The following is a 15,763-nucleotide window of genomic DNA, read 5'->3' as shown; positions in this document are numbered from 1 at the left end:
TGTTATTAACATACCATTAAAAAGATGCTAAAAATAGCCATTATATTTTTGTAATGGCTATGGGTATAGGCTGTTATTTTAGTTTTGTTTAGAACAAATACAAACTAAATCTAAATCAAACACGGCGCATCACACCAATCAATCACCCCACCGCCCAAACACATCTGACCGTCATACAACACCACCGATTGCCCCAAAGTTACCGCCCGTTGCGGTTCATCAAACACCACTCGCACTTTGTCATTTTCAAGATACACGGTGCAGGCTTGGTCGGCTTGGCGATAGCGGGTTTTGGCGGTGAGTTTGTCGCCATTTTGGGGCGGATTTACCACCCAATCCAGTTTATAAGCGGTCAATTCTTTGGAAAATAAATAAGGGTGGTTATGCCCTTGACCGACAATTAAGCGGTTGTTTTTTAAGTCTTTTTGTAATACAAACCACGGTTCGTCAGCTCGGTTTTTGACCCCACCAATGCCAATGCCACCCCGTTGTCCGATGGTATAGTACATCAAGCCAGAATGCGTGCCGATTTTGTGTCCGTCATCGGTGTATATATCGCCCATTTGGGCAGGCAAATAGGTTTGCAAAAAGTCTTTGAATTTGCGTTCGCCAATAAAACAAATGCCTGTGGAGTCTTTTTTGTGGGCGGTGGCTAAATCGTATTGTGTGGCAATTTGTCGCACTTCGCTTTTTTGTAAATGACCAATGGGAAATAAAGTTTTTGCCAATTTATCACCGCCCACCGCATATAAAAAATAGCTTTGGTCTTTATTGTCGTCTAGCCCTTTTAATAAAGGGGCTTTTGCTAGATTTTGCGAATGATGATTGACAATATCGCCACGGCGTACATAATGCCCTGTGGCAATAAAATCCGCCCCCAAATGGTGCGTGGCATACTCCAAAAAGGCTTTAAATTTGATTTCTTTGTTGCACAAAATATCAGGGTTTGGCGTGCGACCTGCTTTGTATTCTGCCAAAAAATGCTCAAACACATTGTCCCAATATTCCACACTAAAATTGGCGGTATGCAAATAAATGCCCAATTTGTCCGCCACCGCTTGGGCGTCCGCCAGGTCTGTCATCGCCGTGCAATACTCGGTGCCGTCATCTTCTTCCCAATTTTTCATAAACAGACCCTCCACCTGATAGCCTGCTTGTTTTAATAATAGGGCGGATACCGAGCTGTCCACACCGCCTGACATACCGACAATGACACGGGTGTTGCTTGGATTTTTGGAGAAAGGGGGTGAAGGGAAAGTTGTCATCATAATATATCCACAAATTTGCTGTATAATAAGGTTTAAAAGTCAAATTTCAAGTTTGTGCTTAAGGTGTATATTGGGTAGATTTACATTGGCAAGCTTTGTAATTGGGATAAACAAAACTTGATAGCACCGCCCCAATGAGTGCCAACGCCATATCTTTATGGGCGTCCCACATATCGCCTTGTTGTCCATTGTATTGTTCTGCTTGCTTGGGCGATAAGCCAATCGCCAAAAACCATTCAAAAAGTTCATAAAGCATACTGGTTGCCATATTGACCGTCAGCACAATAAACACAAGCTGTTTTTGGCTACTGGTTTTAAACCAATGTTTGATTAAATCATATATCAAAGGATACAAACATACACCATAAGCAAAATGCACCAGTCTGTCATAATGATTTCTTTTAAAACCAAAAATATCGTTAATGCCAATACCAAAAAGCACTATGCTCCATTGGTCATAAGGCACATAAGAATACAAGTACTTTGCCCCTAAAATATGCAACAGCAAAAAAGCAGTCATTGCATAAAGACTTTTGGTGCTGATTTTGTGCTTGATAAATAAATACGCCATCGGTAGCATTAAAAAAACCGTGCCAATTTGATGCAATAAATAGCTGTGCCAATCCAAAGGGTCAATACTTGCTAACACAATGCAAAAAATAATAACAATCAGGCTGTTTTTTAAAGGATTGTGCATTGCGTGTATAATTGGTATAAGCTTAATCAAAGCCATTATACCATTTTGACTACGAATGTGCTACAATCATCATTTTGAGAGATGATTATGCTCAAAATCGGTCAAGGGCTTGATGTCCACGCTTTTACGGACGGTGATTTTATTACGCTTGGCGGTGTTGTGATACCGCACACACACGGCATTTTGGCACATTCTGACGGCGATGTGTTGCTCCACGCCTTGATGGATGCACTTTTGGGGGCGTTGGCACTCGGCGATATTGGTCAGCATTTTAGTGATAGCGACCCTGCCTACAAAGGGGCGGACAGCAAACGGTTATTGAGCCAAGTCTATCAAATGGTGCAAGATAAAGGGTATCGGCTTATCAATGCCGATATGACCGTGATTTGTGAATTGCCCAAAATCGCCCCCCACAATACCAAAATGCGTGAATGTATCGCCAATATTCTAAAAGTGGATACCGATTGTATTAGTATCAAAGCCACCACCAATGAAAAAATGGGCTATTTGGGGCGGGGCGAGGGGATATTTGCCAGTTGTGTGGTATTATTGCAAAAAATGGATTAAATGGTATTATGTTTATTTGATTTGGTTTTGGAAAATAGAATGCTTGCTACAAATACCGCTCTTTTATTGATAGATTTACAAATTGGCTTTGACAATCACAGCCATTGGGGTGGCAATAGAAACAATCCACATTGCGAAACGGTTTGTCATCGGCTTTTACAAAAATGGCGTGCAAAAAATATGCCTGTTTTTCATATTCAGCACAATTCCACCGACCCCAACTCGCCACTTCGCCCCAATCAAATCGGCAATGAGTTTAAACCCTTGACCGCACCGATTGACGATGAAATCGTGATTGGCAAAACCGTCAATTCGGCATTTATCGGCACAAATTTATACAATGAATTGACCAGCCGTGCCATTGATAGTCTTGTGATTGTTGGGCTTACCACCAACCACTGCGTGAGTACCACCACCAGAATGGCGGGCAATTTTGGCTTTGATGTGCTTGTGGTGGCGGACGGTACGGCGACTTTTGACCGTGTGGGCGTGGACGGCAAGCGTTATGACAGCGAGCTTGTGCATCAAATTAGCCTTGCCAATTTGCACGGTGAATTTGCCACGGTGGTAAATAGCGATGAATTTTTGCGTGGATAATTTGCAAAAACCGCTTGCAAAAATTACAAAAACCCCCATAAACACACAAATTTTTTTGGAGAAAGTTATGAGCGACACCGACATCAAAGCCTTGATTGAAAGCCAAATCAAAGACAATAGCGTGCTTTTGTATATGAAAGGCACGCCCCAGTTCCCCCAGTGCGGATTTTCGTCTCGTGCGGTGGAGATTTTGAGCCAAATTGGGCGACCTTTTGCCTTTGTTAATATCCTTGAAAATCCTGACATTCGTGCCACGCTACCACAAATCGCTAACTGGCCAACCTTTCCTCAACTATGGGTGGGTGGCGAGCTGATTGGTGGCAGTGATATTATGCTTGAAATGTATCAATCAGGCGAATTAAAACCCTTGATTGAAGAACATAGCCCTGAGATTTAAAACGGTTTTTTTTTAAAATCTGTCTTAGATTTGACTATTAAAAACAGTAAGCATAAAAGCGATAAGCAAAAAAACGGCTAAGTATTAGATTTTATTTGATACAGCCGTTTTGTGTTTGTAATGCGTGGATACAATCTATGAATAATAAATCTATGAATAATGAACAATTAATCAAAATAAAATACCACTCTGACAGCATTGTCAAATTGTGTGAAAATCCCAATACCGCCTTGCAAGCCATTCATCAAATCATCACTGTGGGCGGGGCAGGGGAATTGGCGTGGCGTATGGTCAATCATCGCACACTGGCAGATAAGGACATCACCGCAGGTCTGTATTTATTAAAATTTTTAAAACAACTGGATAACTTGCCTTTTGAGGGTTTGACATTGATTGAAATGATTTTAAAATTTGGCGATGACAAGGACAAACAAGTAATGTATAAAAATTTGCCTCAAAGTACCATAGATAATTTAAAGGCGTTGGGGTTGATTTAAATGCCATAATAAGCACCTAAATAATAGGATTGTGATAATAAATGACTTTAAACTATTGTTATCAAGCGTATTATTTTTTATCAGGTGTACTGTAAATGTTTTATATTTTAAACGCAGTTTGATGTTATTGATTTTAAACCTATCCGTCAAAAACCGTCCAAATGGCGGTTTTGATTTTTTTATCCACCAAAAACTGCTATAATAACCAGTTAAATTGAAGCTAAGTTAAATTGAAAAATAGGGCAAACAATGAACTACCCAAAACACTACGGCGTTATCGTCATCGGTGGCGGACACGCAGGCACGGAGGCGGCATTGGCATCGGCACGAATGGGCGTTGCCACGCTGTTATTGACCCACAACATTGAGACGCTGGGGGCGATGAGCTGTAACCCTGCCATTGGTGGGATTGGCAAATCGCATTTGGTGCGTGAAGTGGACGCATTGGGTGGGGCGATGGCACTGGCGACCGACCACGCAGGCATTCAATTTCGGGTATTAAACAGCCGAAAAGGGGCGGCGGTGCGAGCCACTCGTGCCCAAGCCGACCGTTTGTTGTACAAAGCCTATATCCGCCAAACCCTTGAAAATCAAGACAATTTGGATATTTTTGCCCAGTCTGCTGACGACATTGTCGTAGAAAATGGGCGTGCGGTGGCGGTGGTTACCCAGTCTGGCATTCGCTTTAATTGCACGGCGGTGGTGCTGACATCTGGCACTTTTTTGGGTGGGGTGATTCACATTGGGCTTGATAATTATCAAGGGGGGCGTGCAGGCGACCCGCCCAGCATTCGCTTGGCCCACCGTTTGCGGGAGCTTAATTTGCCTGTGGGACGACTCAAAACAGGCACACCGCCACGCCTTGATGCACGCACGGTGGATTTTAGCAAAATGACCGTGCAAGCAGGCGATACGCCCTTGCCTGTGATGAGCTATATGGGCGATGCGTCCATGCACCCACGCCAAATCAACTGCTACATTACCCACACCAACGCACGCACGCATGATATTATCCGAGCAAGCCTTGACCGCTCGCCGATGTATTCTGGGGTGATTGAGGGCGTAGGCCCTAGATACTGCCCAAGCATTGAGGATAAAATTCATCGTTTTGCCGACAAAGACAGCCATCAGATTTTTATTGAGCCTGAGGGTCTGACCACGCACGAGCTGTATCCCAATGGCATTTCCACCAGTTTGCCCTTTGATGTACAACTGGATTTGGTGCATTCTATGAAAGGGCTTGAAAACGCCCACATTATCCGTGCAGGCTATGCCATTGAGTACGATTATTTTGACCCCCAAGCCTTAAAGCCCACGCTTGAAACCAAAGCCATTGACCATCTGTATTTTGCAGGGCAAATCAACGGCACCACAGGCTATGAAGAGGCGGCGGCACAGGGGCTACTGGCAGGGGCGAACGCCGCACTGTTGGTGCAAAATAAAGAGGCGTGGACGCCCAAACGCCACGAGGCGTATTTGGGGGTGCTGGTGGACGATTTGATTACCCACGGCACCAAAGAGCCGTATCGGATGTTCACCAGTCGTGCCGAGCATCGCCTGCTTTTGCGTGAAGACAATGCCGACCAGCGTTTGACTGCCATTGGACGAGAGCTTGGCTTGGTAGATGATGTGCGTTGGGCGAAGTTTAATCAAAAACAAGAGGCAATTGAGACAGAAACCGCACGACTCAAAGCGATTTGGGCAACGCCTACCAACGAGCTTGGCAAAGCCTTTATGGCAAACAATCCTGATGAAGTGTTAAGCAAAGAAAACAATCTACTGGATTTATTAAAACGCCCCAATATCACTTTTTTTGACATTGCCAAAATTAGCGATTCATTGGTGAGCGATGAGGTGGGCGAGCAAATTGAAATTGGCGTTAAATATGCAGGCTACATTGACCGCCAAAACGATGAAATTGAGCAAATGAAACGCCTTGAAAATACCGCCTTGCCTGTTGATTTTGATTATACAGCGGTGTCTGGACTGTCCAATGAAATTGTACAAAAACTCTCCCACATTCGCCCTGCGACACTTGGACAAGCAGGCAGGATAAGTGGGGTGACGCCTGCGGCGATAAGTTTACTTGCAATGACGGTTAAGAAGATGAGAAAGCAGTCATTAGATTTGTAAAAAATATAACTGATACAACTTTTTAATTATTTAATGGCTTGATAGTTAAAATATAGGTTGATAAGGTTTAAAATTATCAAAAATAGCCTAAGAAAAAAGTAAACACTTGTTAAATATAAAAACGAGTCCAAAATGCTATCCGCCATTATTTTTGCGTTTAATATTACCGCCCCCAACTTAATCTTGATGGCAAGTGGTTTTTTATTAAAACAAAAGGGCGTGATTGATGCAGGTTTTGTAGCGACAGCATCTGATATTGTTTTTAAAGTTGCCTTGCCGTGTTTGTTGTTTTTGAGTGTATTAAACAGCGATATTCATTTTTATGCCCAGCTTGATTTATTGCTTGCAGGGATTTGTACAACTTTTTTGCTGTATTTTTTGGCAGAGATTTATGCCAAATTTTTTGTGCAGGATATTTGTGATAAAGGCGTATTCGTGCAAGGGGTGTTTCGCTCCAATATGGCGATTATCAGCCTTGCTACCGTAACCAATGCCTATGGCGAGACAGGCTTGTCGGTGGGGGCGGTGTATATGGGGCTGATTACCATTTTATATAATATTTTGGCGGTGATTACCCTAAGTCGCACCAATACAGGGCAGGGCTTTTGGCAAAAGTCTTTGAATATACTACCTAAAATCATCAAAAATCCTTTGATTATTGCCTTGGTATCAGCTTTTTTATATAAGGCGGTTAATTTGCCAATGCCAGCTGATTTTGTACTTAAAACAGGCAGACTGTTTGCCAATATCGCCTTGCCCTTGGCGCTGATTTGTGCAGGGGCGAGTATTAACGCCAAATCAATGTTTGCCTTGACTGGCGTGTCTATGCAGGCGAGTATTGGGCGAATTGTGGTTGCACCAATAGCGGCTGTGCTGATTGGGTTTTTGTTTGCACTTGAACCTGTGCATTTTGGCGTTTTGTTTATAATGGTATCAAGCCCTGCGGCAGCAGCAAGTTATGTGATGGCAAAAGCGATGGGTGGTAATGCGATTTTGGCTGCCAATATTTTGGCATTTACTACCGTTTTTAGTATGATTGGTATGGCAGTCGGTATGGCGATTTTGCGGATTTTGGGGTGGGTGTAAAAAAATGAGCTTTATGTAGCTCATTTTTTTGTTTTATCTTGGTGTGCTTAAAGTAAAATCAGCCAATTGTCATTTAGCCAATTGGTCACACTTGTCAGTAGATTACCATTCAAATCATCAAAGACGATTGCTTCATGATTGGTCAGTCTGTTGATGAGTGACAATTCATTATCATTTAAGCAGACATTCTCTCCGTTGATGTACCATTCATTATCTTGTAACACAAAACGGCAAGCAGGGTTTATGATGAGATATTCGCCATTTTGTAGGTGTTGAGCAAGTTCGTCTGGTGTTAATTCGTCATCAAAGGCAATGAGGTCGTATTGGCGTTTGCTGACAAGTTCGCTAAGAGCTTGGGTTAAGATGGCTGTGCCTTTGTCTGAATTTAATACATTGATGAGTTCGCTTTTGATTGCATCAATACTATTGGCTGATAGCTCATAAGGATTGTTTTGTAGGGCTTGTGGCAACACAAGAGGTGAAAATAGGGAGTGTTCGCCTGTGGCCACATCTGCCACTTCGTCTAGGATTTGTACCATATTGGGGCGACGAAAACCAAATGAAAAAGTCAGGCAGTCATCAATTGCTACCCCATGATGAGATAGGCGTGGCGGTACATACAATACATCGCCAGCCTCCAATACCTCATCAAAAATAATCTCGCCCATGTCATCTAGCAGACGAATGGGTTGGTCTTTGACAAATGGCGTGTCAGGTGTACACATTTTGCCAAGTATCCAGCGGCGTTTGCCATAGCCTTGTGCTAAAAAGACATCGTATTCATCATAATGCTCGCCTACTGAACCGCCAGCTTGGGCGACTGAGACCATGATATCATCTTGTTGCCACTTGGGGATAAAATCAAAAGCTTGCCACAGTTCGCCCAGCTCAGGCGACCACTGTTCTAAATTTTGTACCAGCACCGTCCACAGGCGTGGTGTTTTTTGTAAATCGCTTTGGGTCAAAGGTGAGTTTTTGAGTGTCCATTGTTGTGGATTATCGTCTTTTTGGGTGATTAAGCGAGCACAAACGCCATCTTCAATTGCCAAATCTAACACATCTGTTGGTTCAAACATACCTACCAAGGCAGGTAGGCCATTTTTGATCAGTAGTGGTTTTTTTTGCCAATATTCAGCCAAAAAAACTTCTGGGGTGATGTTGGTGGGTAAGCAAAAGGGCAATTTGTCGCTCATGATTTTTCTCTTTGACTTTGATGAATGTGTGAAACTGTGAAATGATAAAGATATATTGGATAAATATTTGGCTTATTGTAACAATTTTTTATCAAAAAAAACTATTTTTTCAACAAAATTTCATGTTAAGAGATAAAAACACCCCAAACTACATAAAATAAGTTTAAAAAAAATACAATTTTATTTATAATGAGAACTTTATTTTAATTTTTATTGTATAGAGCCAATCATGTCTGATGCACCCAATCTTAATTATGATGTTAATATGAACTTAAATGATGATCAAATTTTTAACGAGCAAGATTTTGTTGATTTTGGCGCGTGCGATGATGGGAGATTGAGTCCCGCCCAAATTAATGAGCTGTATGCACAGCTTGATGAAGCTAAGGCAAATTTGCGTACGATTCGTGATTTTATCCGTTTTTGTGTGAGTAAATTGCGTGAATACGATGTGGTGGTGGCACAAGGCACGACTGATGAGTTTGCTGAAAGTTCTGCAATTGTTCTACATACGCTAAATTTGGATTGGTCGGCCGATCCTGAAATTTTAGATTGTCGTTTGACTGATGCAGAAAAGATGGCTGTGCTTGATTTGCTTGGCAATCGCATTGTACAGCGTAAGCCGTTAAGTTATCTGATTAATTTGGCTTATTTTTGCCACCTGCCTTTTTATGTGGATGAGCGTGTACTTATTCCCCGTTCGCCAATTGCTGAGCTGATTAACAAGCGGTTTTTCCCATATTTTGATGTTGATGATGCCAATAAAGCAAGTTTTTTTGAGCATGGGCTTGAAGGCAGGGAGCTTGCCCAGCCTGAGCGAGTGCTGGATCTTTGTACTGGTTCTGGTTGTATTGCTATTGCATTGGCTAAAGCTTTGCCTGATGCCAATGTAGATGCAACCGATATTTCAAAAGATGCCTTGGAAGTGGCTTGGACAAATGTGGAATACCATGAGCTTGAACATCAAGTCAATTTGCTAGAAAGTGATTTATTTGAAAGATTGCCTATGGAAAATCAGTATGAACTGATTGTTACCAACCCACCTTATGTAGACAGCGAAGATATGGCAGATTTGCCACCAGAGTTTTTGCATGAGCCCGAGCTTGCACTTGCTGCTGGACAAGATGGGTTGATGTTGGTGCATAAAATTTTGTACCATGCACCTGATTATTTGACTCGTGATGGCCTGCTTGTGTGTGAAGTGGGTAATAGTGAATGGCATTTAAGACAGGCTTATCCAAGCATTCAATTTAATTGGCTGAAATTTGAAAAGGGTGGTCATGGTATTTTTGCCATCACAAGAGAAGAGCTGGTGGAATACAGAGAGCTGTTTGAGCAGTATGCAAGATAACCCTCATTGAAAAATATATTGCAAAAATACGATATGTTTACTTGCTTTATTGAGGTAGATTTGCGTTTGTGGGTTGGTTTTTATCAAACGCAAAGTCAAGAACGATTGAGAATAATAATGAAGAAAAGCGACTGACCATCTTTTCTTCTGGTTTTTGTTAAATAAGGAATAAAAAATGTCAGGCAATACTATTGGCAAGTTATTTAGTGTAACCACTTGTGGTGAGTCGCACGGTGTGGGTTTGATGGCAATTGTGGACGGCATTCCACCTAATTTGCCACTCACAGAAGAGGATTTGCAAATTGAGCTTGACCGCAGAAAACCTGGTACTTCCAAATTTGCCACTCAGCGAAAAGAAGATGATCAAGTAGAAATCATTTCAGGTGTTTTTGAAGGGCGGACGACAGGCACGCCAATTGGGTTGCTCATTCGCAATACAGACCAAAAGTCCAAAGATTATGGTAATATCGCCAAGACTTTTCGCCCCAACCATGCCGATTATACCTATACGATGAAATACGGTTTTAGAGATTATCGTGGTGGCGGTCGTTCTTCTGCACGAGAGACGGCCATGCGTGTGGCGGCAGGGGCAATTGCCAAAAAATACTTAAAAGAACGGCTTGGTATTGTCATTAGAGGCTGTGTTACCCAAATTGGCAACGAAAAAGCAAGCAAGCTAGATTGGAATCTTGTAGAGACCAATCCGTTTTTTTGTGGTGATGAAACAGTGGTACCACGCTTTGAAAAATTGGTAACATCATTGCGTGAAAATGGCACAAGCTGTGGGGCAAGGCTGGAAATTTATGCCCAAAATGTTCCTGTGGGCTTGGGTGAGCCTATTTTTGACCGTCTGGATGCAGACATTGCCCATGCGATGATGAGCATCAATGCGGTTAAGGGCGTGGAAATTGGTGATGGCTTTGCTGTTGCTGAGCAATTCGGACACGAAGCCCGAGATGAGCTGACTCCTGATGGTTTTAATGCCAATCATGCAGGCGGAATTTTAGGTGGGATTAGTAGCGGGCAGACGATTAAAGTTGCCATTGCCCTAAAACCAACAGCAAGCATCACCACAGCTGGTAAAACCATTGACATTCAGGGTAACCCAACCGATGTCAGAACCCTTGGGCGACACGATCCGTGTGTGGGTGTGCGAGCTGTGCCAATTGCTGAGAGTATGCTGGCAATTGTCTTACTGGATCATTATCTGCGTCATCGTGGTCAAAATGGCGATGTGGTCATGCCCATTATGCCAATTGAGTAGCTTTTTGCGTGGTTTTTTGACTCATTGGTTGTGGATTTTTTGTTACAAGATAAGCATGGGTGCGGTGGATTTTTATGATGCTATGCAAAAAAATGTATGAATTAAAAAAGTGAGTGATGATAATGACTCCTGCGATTACTTTATTAAAAAAGCAAAAAATACCATTTAGTATCCACGAATATGACCATGACCCAAGTTGTAGCAATTTTGGCGATGAAGCGGTAGAAAAATTGGGTCTAACCAACCAAGAAGTGTTTAAAACTTTGCTTGCCACCGATGGTAAAAGCTACTTTGTGGCGGTGTTACCTGTGGCGTATCAGCTTAATTTGGGCAAATTTGCCAAAGCGGTGGGTGCCAAAAAATTAAGAATGGCAGATGTGTCAAGTGCTGAACGCATCACAGGCTATGTGGTGGGCGGTATTAGTCCAATCGGACAGAAGAAAAAACTACCAACCGTGATAGATGGCACAGCCAAAAGTTTGGTTAAAATGTATGTCAGCGGTGCTAGGCGAGGATTAGATGTTGGCATCAACCCAATTGACTTGGCGAATATTTTGAATGCCGCATTTGATGATATCATTGATGTTTGATTTAAGCATGGTTTTAATGCAATTTAGGATTATTATGTTAGGATTATTATGAAAGAAAAATGCTGGGTAATTGCATGGTTATTTACAATTGCCTTATTGGGCTGTACCACCACTGGTCCGCAAACAGTACACAGTCCATCAAATACTATTAGCATGAATATCGTTAAAGCGGTGGTGGATAAGCGGTGTCATAACGAATTGAATGCTAACCATATTTATCAAACTGCATCAATGCTGATGAGCAAAGGCCAAAAAGCGAGCTTGGAAAATAAAATCTGCGATTGTGTTTCTAAACAAGCCTCAAAGAGCGTTACACTAACTGAGCTTGGACACGCAGCGATTGATTCGCAGGCACGCATGCAAGTTATTGATACGGTGGCATCGAGGTCTTTAAATGTGTGTGTGAGCGACTTTTTAAAAGGTATTTGACATATGATGGCGTGTCGCTCAAAATGGGTGGGATTCTTTGAGCTTTTTACAGTGATTACTGGTTGCGACGACACTGTATCATCAGGGCAGGGGGTAGAAAGGGCGGGTAAGTCTATGATGATTGTAGATGAGCCAGTTAGGCGTGAAAGTTTGACGCAAGGCCCTATTAATGTGCAAGATGAATGTCCAAAGTTGGTACAAAAACGCATTGATAGGACAATCGTATCTCGCCAAGAGCAGATTTTGGGTAATACTTGCGATTACTTCATCTACCCAAATGTGGGCGAAGTGGTTGGTGTGTCGGTATCAGATACTCGCATGAAACCCTTTTTGGACATTCCTTATTATCATGATTTCGCCAATGGTGATTATTTGGTGGTAGCAAATGGTCGTCATGTCATTCGGTTAGAATATGACAGTTTTGAGCGTAAGCCTAGTATCATGAATTATGTATTGGAAGTAAAAATTATTCCAGCACAAAAGCAATAGCTGACTGTTTGATTTTCCCAGCAGTTTTACAGAATTTTAAAAATTCATAAATTTTTAATAAAAAAATGCTTGACACAATATTAAAAATCTATATAATACGCATTCATAAGTTAGAAACTTAACCACTCATGCCAGTGTGATGAAATTGGTAGACATGACGGATTCAAAATCCGTTGCCTTTAAAAGCGTGTCGGTTCGAGTCCGACCACTGGTACCATTTTGCTTTTTCAAAGCATTTCAAAAAATCCAAAATAACCCCAAAAGCCCAATAAAATAAAGGTTTTTGGGGTTTTTTGTGTCTTGTCGTTGTTGCAAGGCTTTTCATTTTGTTGCATAATACTTGTACCCTATTTTGCACCCTGTATTTTTATGTCAGAAATCAAGACCGACAAACAAATCATTGCCCTAAAAGCCAGACCCAAAGAATACCACGCCAAAGTTTATGGCAAGCCACGCCTATTTATCCGAGTGAGAGAAAGTAAGGGCGGATCGGTCAAATCTTGGGTGTATCGCCATACCAAAAACGGCAAAACCGCCAAGTATTTTTTGGGCGATTACCCTACTATCACAATGAGCCGTGCCTTTGACAAATGGCAAGAACTAAACGAACTTATCGCAAACGGCATTGACCCCAAAGCCCACTTTGAAAAGCAAGAAAGAGAACTCAAACGACTAGCCAGTAACACTTTTGATGTGATTTGCACAGCGTGGGCGGACAAACAAAACTGGAAAGGCAACACGGCAAAAAGGCGACAATATCGCCTAAATTTGTTTATTAAGCGTTTTGGGCAAACACCGCTAGACAACATCACTACCGCAGACTTAATAGAGTTGTTACAAGACATAGAACGCACCCACCGCAAAAGAGACGACCCCACACGCCCAAGCGATATGGCGGACAGGTGTAGGGGGCATTTGATTGATATTTTTGCATGGGCAACCTTGCATGGCTATTGTACGCATAATCCGATGAGCGACATCGCCAACGCCAAAACAAGCCACCTATTAACCACCGTTAAATACGGCAACCGCAAGGCATTGGTTAAACCGTCCGATTTTGCACGCCTGCTTAAAGATATTTTTGATGACAAGTCAATGGACGACCACACACGCCACAATATGCTACTGCTTGCTTATACAGCAGTTAGAAACGGCGATATTAGGGCGATGAAGTGGGCGGATTTGGACTTAGAACAGGGTAAATGGGAATTAATCCCAATCAAGGGGCAATCCAACAGCGGTATCAAAATGGTGGAAAAAATGACCGTCCCCCTATCTCGCCAAGTCATTACCATTTTAAAAAAACAGCACAAACTCACAGGGCATTTACCCTATGTGTTTGGTAAAGAGACAAAAACTGGCCATATATCAGACGGAGCGACCAATACCGCCCTAAAACGGCTTGGCTATGACGGATTGCACCAATCGCACGGATTTCGCTCAAGTGCCAAAAGTTTGCTGATGGGTGAGTTGGATTACAGCGACCTAATCACAGAAATGATGTTGGGACATCAAATCAAGGGCGATAATCCTTATATGCGAGCGGATTTGTACGCCAAGCGGTGTGAGCTTATGCAAACTTGGGCGGATTATATAGATGATTTGGCGAATGGCAGGGACACAACACATTACAAAGGGGTGTATCGTGAAAAACCGAGCGATATTTTAAAAGCGTTAATCAATATGATTGGCAAAGATGAATTGCTGAAAATATTGCAGGGTAGATAATCACTTATTGCAAAAAACCACCGCTTGTCTTGTTGTGAAAATATTTCACATTTTTTGAAAAAAAATGAAAATAAAAAAGCAAAAACCCCTTTTTTGCATTTAAAAACCGCACAAGTTGATACTTATGCGGTTTTGTTTTTTTAAGCAGGCAATTCAAAATGCGGACCATCTAAGAACCGCCCCCCACCTGCACGATACGCCTTAACCCAATCTTGGGGTGTACCGTTTTTGTTTGTGATAACCGTCCACGCACCACCCCAACGCACATTAACGCCAAGCTCGCCCCCAGCCTGTGCAAAAGCTTTGGCGATGGCGTAGTAATGATTAAAATCCCATGACACTTCGCCATCCACAATCGCCACCGCATCAACCGCATCGCCCGTTAAATGGCGTGAGTTCATCGTTTTACTTTTTCCTTGTTTGACGAGCAGGGCTTGGCGTTCTTTGGTGCGTACACCTTCGGTAATACGAAAATCCACACCTGTGATTTCAATCGCTCGTTTGACGACTTTGACCAGATTGGGATTGACACCGACCAGTTTTTTTAGGCTATTTTCACTGAGTTCAAAGCCACTATTTTCCACCGTTGCGATGGGCGTTGGCTTATCCAATAAATGCTCATTACCGTCTACGGTGGGGTCGGTTGCATTGATGACCGCCACATCTTTTTGTTCATCTTTGGTGCAAATACCCCGTGCGATGGCAAGCTCCACCGCACGGACGGTCATTTTGCCAGCGATACCGTCAATCGCACCTGTGTATAACCCCGCTTCTTTAAGCCGAGTTTGAAGTTGTCTTACATAGCTACTCATTTGTTTACTCCATAAAAAAAGCCCCAATTGTGGGGCAAATTAACAATCATTAGTTAAAAAATCACTACTTAAAAATCGCTTTGAAAGTCTCTTTGACTTCTTTGACAATCTGAGAGGGCGTTTTGTCAGTCGTGGCAAGTTTGATTGATTGATACAATACGCCCACTGCCGTCATGCCAAATACAGAACACAGCATCATAACAAAGCCATGACTTGCGTAGCTATAAGACGACAAATCAAAATATTCAATCACCCACCCGCCCATCAAAAAGCCAAATAAAGCACTAAATGTCAGCTTAATTAAAACGCCAACGGACAGCTTGAGCCGTCCGTTGTTGTCAATATCACCCGTGAGCGTAAGAGCAAATACTGCTCCAACAATCACGGCAAGGATTTTGATGATTAAATGGATGTTAGTGAAGTTTTGTGGCATGGTGCCTCCTTAAAAAACCGCATGGGCAAAAAAATAAAATCACACCCACGCCCCATCAATCCACCGCCAGGCTTTGGTGTTATCAGGGGGTGCGGTCAGCGTAAAATCTTTATCATCGCTGATGTCGCTGATGACTTGGTTGGGATTGCCAATATCGGTATAAAGATAAATACCTGTTGATTTTTGATAGATATAAAGTTTAACAAGCATAAAAGCTCCTTATTTAATTAAA

18 protein-coding genes and 1 tRNA gene are annotated in these 15,763 nt (G+C 42.4%); 13 read left to right on the top strand and 6 right to left on the bottom strand.

Annotated features, from left to right (window positions below; all coding sequences use genetic code 11):
• Positions 1-110 precede the first annotated feature (110 nt).
• Positions 111-1,268: a tRNA 2-thiouridine(34) synthase MnmA gene (gene mnmA / locus U9670_RS00225; RefSeq protein WP_323842133.1), complete on the bottom strand. Its 1,158-nt coding sequence runs from the start codon at positions 1,266-1,268 to the stop codon at positions 111-113.
• Between the two features lie 58 nt (positions 1,269-1,326).
• Complete coding sequence (locus tag U9670_RS00220) at positions 1,327-1,965, bottom strand: DUF2238 domain-containing protein (protein WP_323842132.1); 639 nt, start codon at positions 1,963-1,965, stop codon at positions 1,327-1,329.
• A gap of 81 nt (positions 1,966-2,046) precedes the next feature.
• On the opposite strand from U9670_RS00220, the gene ispF reads away from it, so the two are divergent.
• From ispF to U9670_RS00190, 6 genes are all read left to right on the top strand, one after another.
• Positions 2,047-2,532, top strand: coding sequence for a 2-C-methyl-D-erythritol 2,4-cyclodiphosphate synthase (gene ispF, locus U9670_RS00215; protein ID WP_323842131.1), 486 nt, complete (start codon positions 2,047-2,049; stop codon positions 2,530-2,532).
• Positions 2,533-2,571: 39 nt separating this feature from the next.
• On the top strand, positions 2,572-3,129 hold the full coding sequence (locus tag U9670_RS00210; RefSeq protein WP_323842130.1) for a cysteine hydrolase family protein: 558 nt from the start codon (positions 2,572-2,574) through the stop codon (positions 3,127-3,129).
• A 67-nt stretch (positions 3,130-3,196) separates the two neighbouring features.
• Complete coding sequence (gene grxD / locus U9670_RS00205; protein WP_323842129.1) at positions 3,197-3,526, top strand: Grx4 family monothiol glutaredoxin; 330 nt, start codon at positions 3,197-3,199, stop codon at positions 3,524-3,526.
• A 137-nt stretch (positions 3,527-3,663) separates the two neighbouring features.
• Complete coding sequence (locus tag U9670_RS00200) at positions 3,664-4,023, top strand: hypothetical protein (RefSeq protein WP_323842128.1); 360 nt, start codon at positions 3,664-3,666, stop codon at positions 4,021-4,023.
• A 249-nt stretch (positions 4,024-4,272) separates the two neighbouring features.
• On the top strand, positions 4,273-6,156 hold the full coding sequence (mnmG, locus tag U9670_RS00195; RefSeq protein ID WP_323842127.1) for a tRNA uridine-5-carboxymethylaminomethyl(34) synthesis enzyme MnmG: 1,884 nt from the start codon (positions 4,273-4,275) through the stop codon (positions 6,154-6,156).
• Between the two features lie 132 nt (positions 6,157-6,288).
• Complete coding sequence (locus tag U9670_RS00190; protein WP_323842126.1) at positions 6,289-7,242, top strand: AEC family transporter; 954 nt, start codon at positions 6,289-6,291, stop codon at positions 7,240-7,242.
• Positions 7,243-7,289: 47 nt separating this feature from the next.
• On the opposite strand, the gene U9670_RS00185 is transcribed toward U9670_RS00190, so the two are convergent.
• On the bottom strand, positions 7,290-8,435 hold the full coding sequence (locus U9670_RS00185) for a JmjC domain-containing protein (RefSeq protein ID WP_323842125.1): 1,146 nt from the start codon (positions 8,433-8,435) through the stop codon (positions 7,290-7,292).
• A gap of 265 nt (positions 8,436-8,700) precedes the next feature.
• Between U9670_RS00185 and prmB the strand changes: the two genes are divergently transcribed.
• The 7 genes from prmB (at position 8,701) to U9670_RS00150 (ending at position 14,286) form a co-directional block, all read left to right on the top strand.
• On the top strand, positions 8,701-9,786 hold the full coding sequence (gene prmB, locus U9670_RS00180) for a 50S ribosomal protein L3 N(5)-glutamine methyltransferase (RefSeq protein WP_323842216.1): 1,086 nt from the start codon (positions 8,701-8,703) through the stop codon (positions 9,784-9,786).
• 175 nt (positions 9,787-9,961) lie between these two features.
• Positions 9,962-11,050, top strand: coding sequence for a chorismate synthase (aroC, locus tag U9670_RS00175; RefSeq protein ID WP_323842124.1), 1,089 nt, complete (start codon positions 9,962-9,964; stop codon positions 11,048-11,050).
• Positions 11,051-11,172: 122 nt separating this feature from the next.
• Positions 11,173-11,640 carry a Cys-tRNA(Pro) deacylase gene (gene ybaK / locus U9670_RS00170; RefSeq protein ID WP_323842215.1) on the top strand — a complete coding sequence of 156 codons (468 nt, stop codon included), beginning with the start codon at positions 11,173-11,175 and terminating at the stop codon, positions 11,638-11,640.
• A 48-nt stretch (positions 11,641-11,688) separates the two neighbouring features.
• Positions 11,689-12,069, top strand: coding sequence for a hypothetical protein (locus U9670_RS00165; protein WP_323842123.1), 381 nt, complete (start codon positions 11,689-11,691; stop codon positions 12,067-12,069).
• A gap of 3 nt (positions 12,070-12,072) precedes the next feature.
• On the top strand, positions 12,073-12,558 hold the full coding sequence (locus U9670_RS00160) for a hypothetical protein (RefSeq protein ID WP_323842122.1): 486 nt from the start codon (positions 12,073-12,075) through the stop codon (positions 12,556-12,558).
• Positions 12,559-12,688: 130 nt separating this feature from the next.
• Positions 12,689-12,775, top strand: a tRNA-Leu gene (locus U9670_RS00155).
• A gap of 152 nt (positions 12,776-12,927) precedes the next feature.
• Positions 12,928-14,286, top strand: coding sequence for a tyrosine-type recombinase/integrase (locus U9670_RS00150; RefSeq protein WP_323842121.1), 1,359 nt, complete (start codon positions 12,928-12,930; stop codon positions 14,284-14,286).
• 140 nt (positions 14,287-14,426) lie between these two features.
• Here the strand turns inward: U9670_RS00150 and U9670_RS00145 are convergent, their stop codons facing one another.
• The 3 genes from U9670_RS00145 to U9670_RS00135 all read right to left on the bottom strand — a co-directional run bounded on the left by U9670_RS00145 (position 14,427) and on the right by U9670_RS00135 (position 15,741).
• Positions 14,427-15,098: a peptidoglycan-binding protein gene (locus U9670_RS00145; RefSeq protein ID WP_323842120.1), complete on the bottom strand. Its 672-nt coding sequence runs from the start codon at positions 15,096-15,098 to the stop codon at positions 14,427-14,429.
• Positions 15,099-15,162: 64 nt separating this feature from the next.
• Positions 15,163-15,531, bottom strand: a complete 369-nt coding sequence (locus U9670_RS00140; protein ID WP_323842119.1) for a hypothetical protein — start codon at positions 15,529-15,531, stop codon at positions 15,163-15,165.
• Positions 15,532-15,570: 39 nt separating this feature from the next.
• Positions 15,571-15,741, bottom strand: a complete 171-nt coding sequence (locus U9670_RS00135; protein ID WP_323842118.1) for a hypothetical protein — start codon at positions 15,739-15,741, stop codon at positions 15,571-15,573.
• Positions 15,742-15,763: the final 22 nt, after the last annotated feature.

Source organism: Moraxella tarda, from assembly GCF_035181405.1.
Lineage (GTDB): Bacteria > Pseudomonadota > Gammaproteobacteria > Pseudomonadales > Moraxellaceae > Moraxella.
The sequence above is the reverse complement of the archived record's forward strand: the minus strand, read 5'-3'. Positions and strand labels throughout refer to the sequence as shown.

Coding starts and splice junctions, on each gene's coding strand:
- U9670_RS00185 (WP_323842125.1), bottom strand. CDS start 8,435: ATGAGCGACAAATTGCCCTTTTGCTTACCCACCAACATCACCCCAGAA.
- U9670_RS00145 (WP_323842120.1), bottom strand. CDS start 15,098: ATGAGTAGCTATGTAAGACAACTTCAAACTCGGCTTAAAGAAGCGGGG.
- prmB (WP_323842216.1), top strand. CDS start 8,701: ATGAACTTAAATGATGATCAAATTTTTAACGAGCAAGATTTTGTTGAT.
- U9670_RS00190 (WP_323842126.1), top strand. CDS start 6,289: ATGCTATCCGCCATTATTTTTGCGTTTAATATTACCGCCCCCAACTTA.
- U9670_RS00200 (WP_323842128.1), top strand. CDS start 3,664: ATGAATAATAAATCTATGAATAATGAACAATTAATCAAAATAAAATAC.
- mnmA (WP_323842133.1), bottom strand. CDS start 1,268: ATGATGACAACTTTCCCTTCACCCCCTTTCTCCAAAAATCCAAGCAAC.
- U9670_RS00140 (WP_323842119.1), bottom strand. CDS start 15,531: ATGCCACAAAACTTCACTAACATCCATTTAATCATCAAAATCCTTGCC.
- mnmG (WP_323842127.1), top strand. CDS start 4,273: ATGAACTACCCAAAACACTACGGCGTTATCGTCATCGGTGGCGGACAC.
- aroC (WP_323842124.1), top strand. CDS start 9,962: ATGTCAGGCAATACTATTGGCAAGTTATTTAGTGTAACCACTTGTGGT.
- U9670_RS00160 (WP_323842122.1), top strand. CDS start 12,073: ATGATGGCGTGTCGCTCAAAATGGGTGGGATTCTTTGAGCTTTTTACA.
- grxD (WP_323842129.1), top strand. CDS start 3,197: ATGAGCGACACCGACATCAAAGCCTTGATTGAAAGCCAAATCAAAGAC.
- U9670_RS00135 (WP_323842118.1), bottom strand. CDS start 15,741: ATGCTTGTTAAACTTTATATCTATCAAAAATCAACAGGTATTTATCTT.
- ybaK (WP_323842215.1), top strand. CDS start 11,173: ATGACTCCTGCGATTACTTTATTAAAAAAGCAAAAAATACCATTTAGT.
- U9670_RS00165 (WP_323842123.1), top strand. CDS start 11,689: ATGAAAGAAAAATGCTGGGTAATTGCATGGTTATTTACAATTGCCTTA.
- U9670_RS00210 (WP_323842130.1), top strand. CDS start 2,572: ATGCTTGCTACAAATACCGCTCTTTTATTGATAGATTTACAAATTGGC.
- U9670_RS00220 (WP_323842132.1), bottom strand. CDS start 1,965: ATGCACAATCCTTTAAAAAACAGCCTGATTGTTATTATTTTTTGCATT.
- ispF (WP_323842131.1), top strand. CDS start 2,047: ATGATTATGCTCAAAATCGGTCAAGGGCTTGATGTCCACGCTTTTACG.
- U9670_RS00150 (WP_323842121.1), top strand. CDS start 12,928: ATGTCAGAAATCAAGACCGACAAACAAATCATTGCCCTAAAAGCCAGA.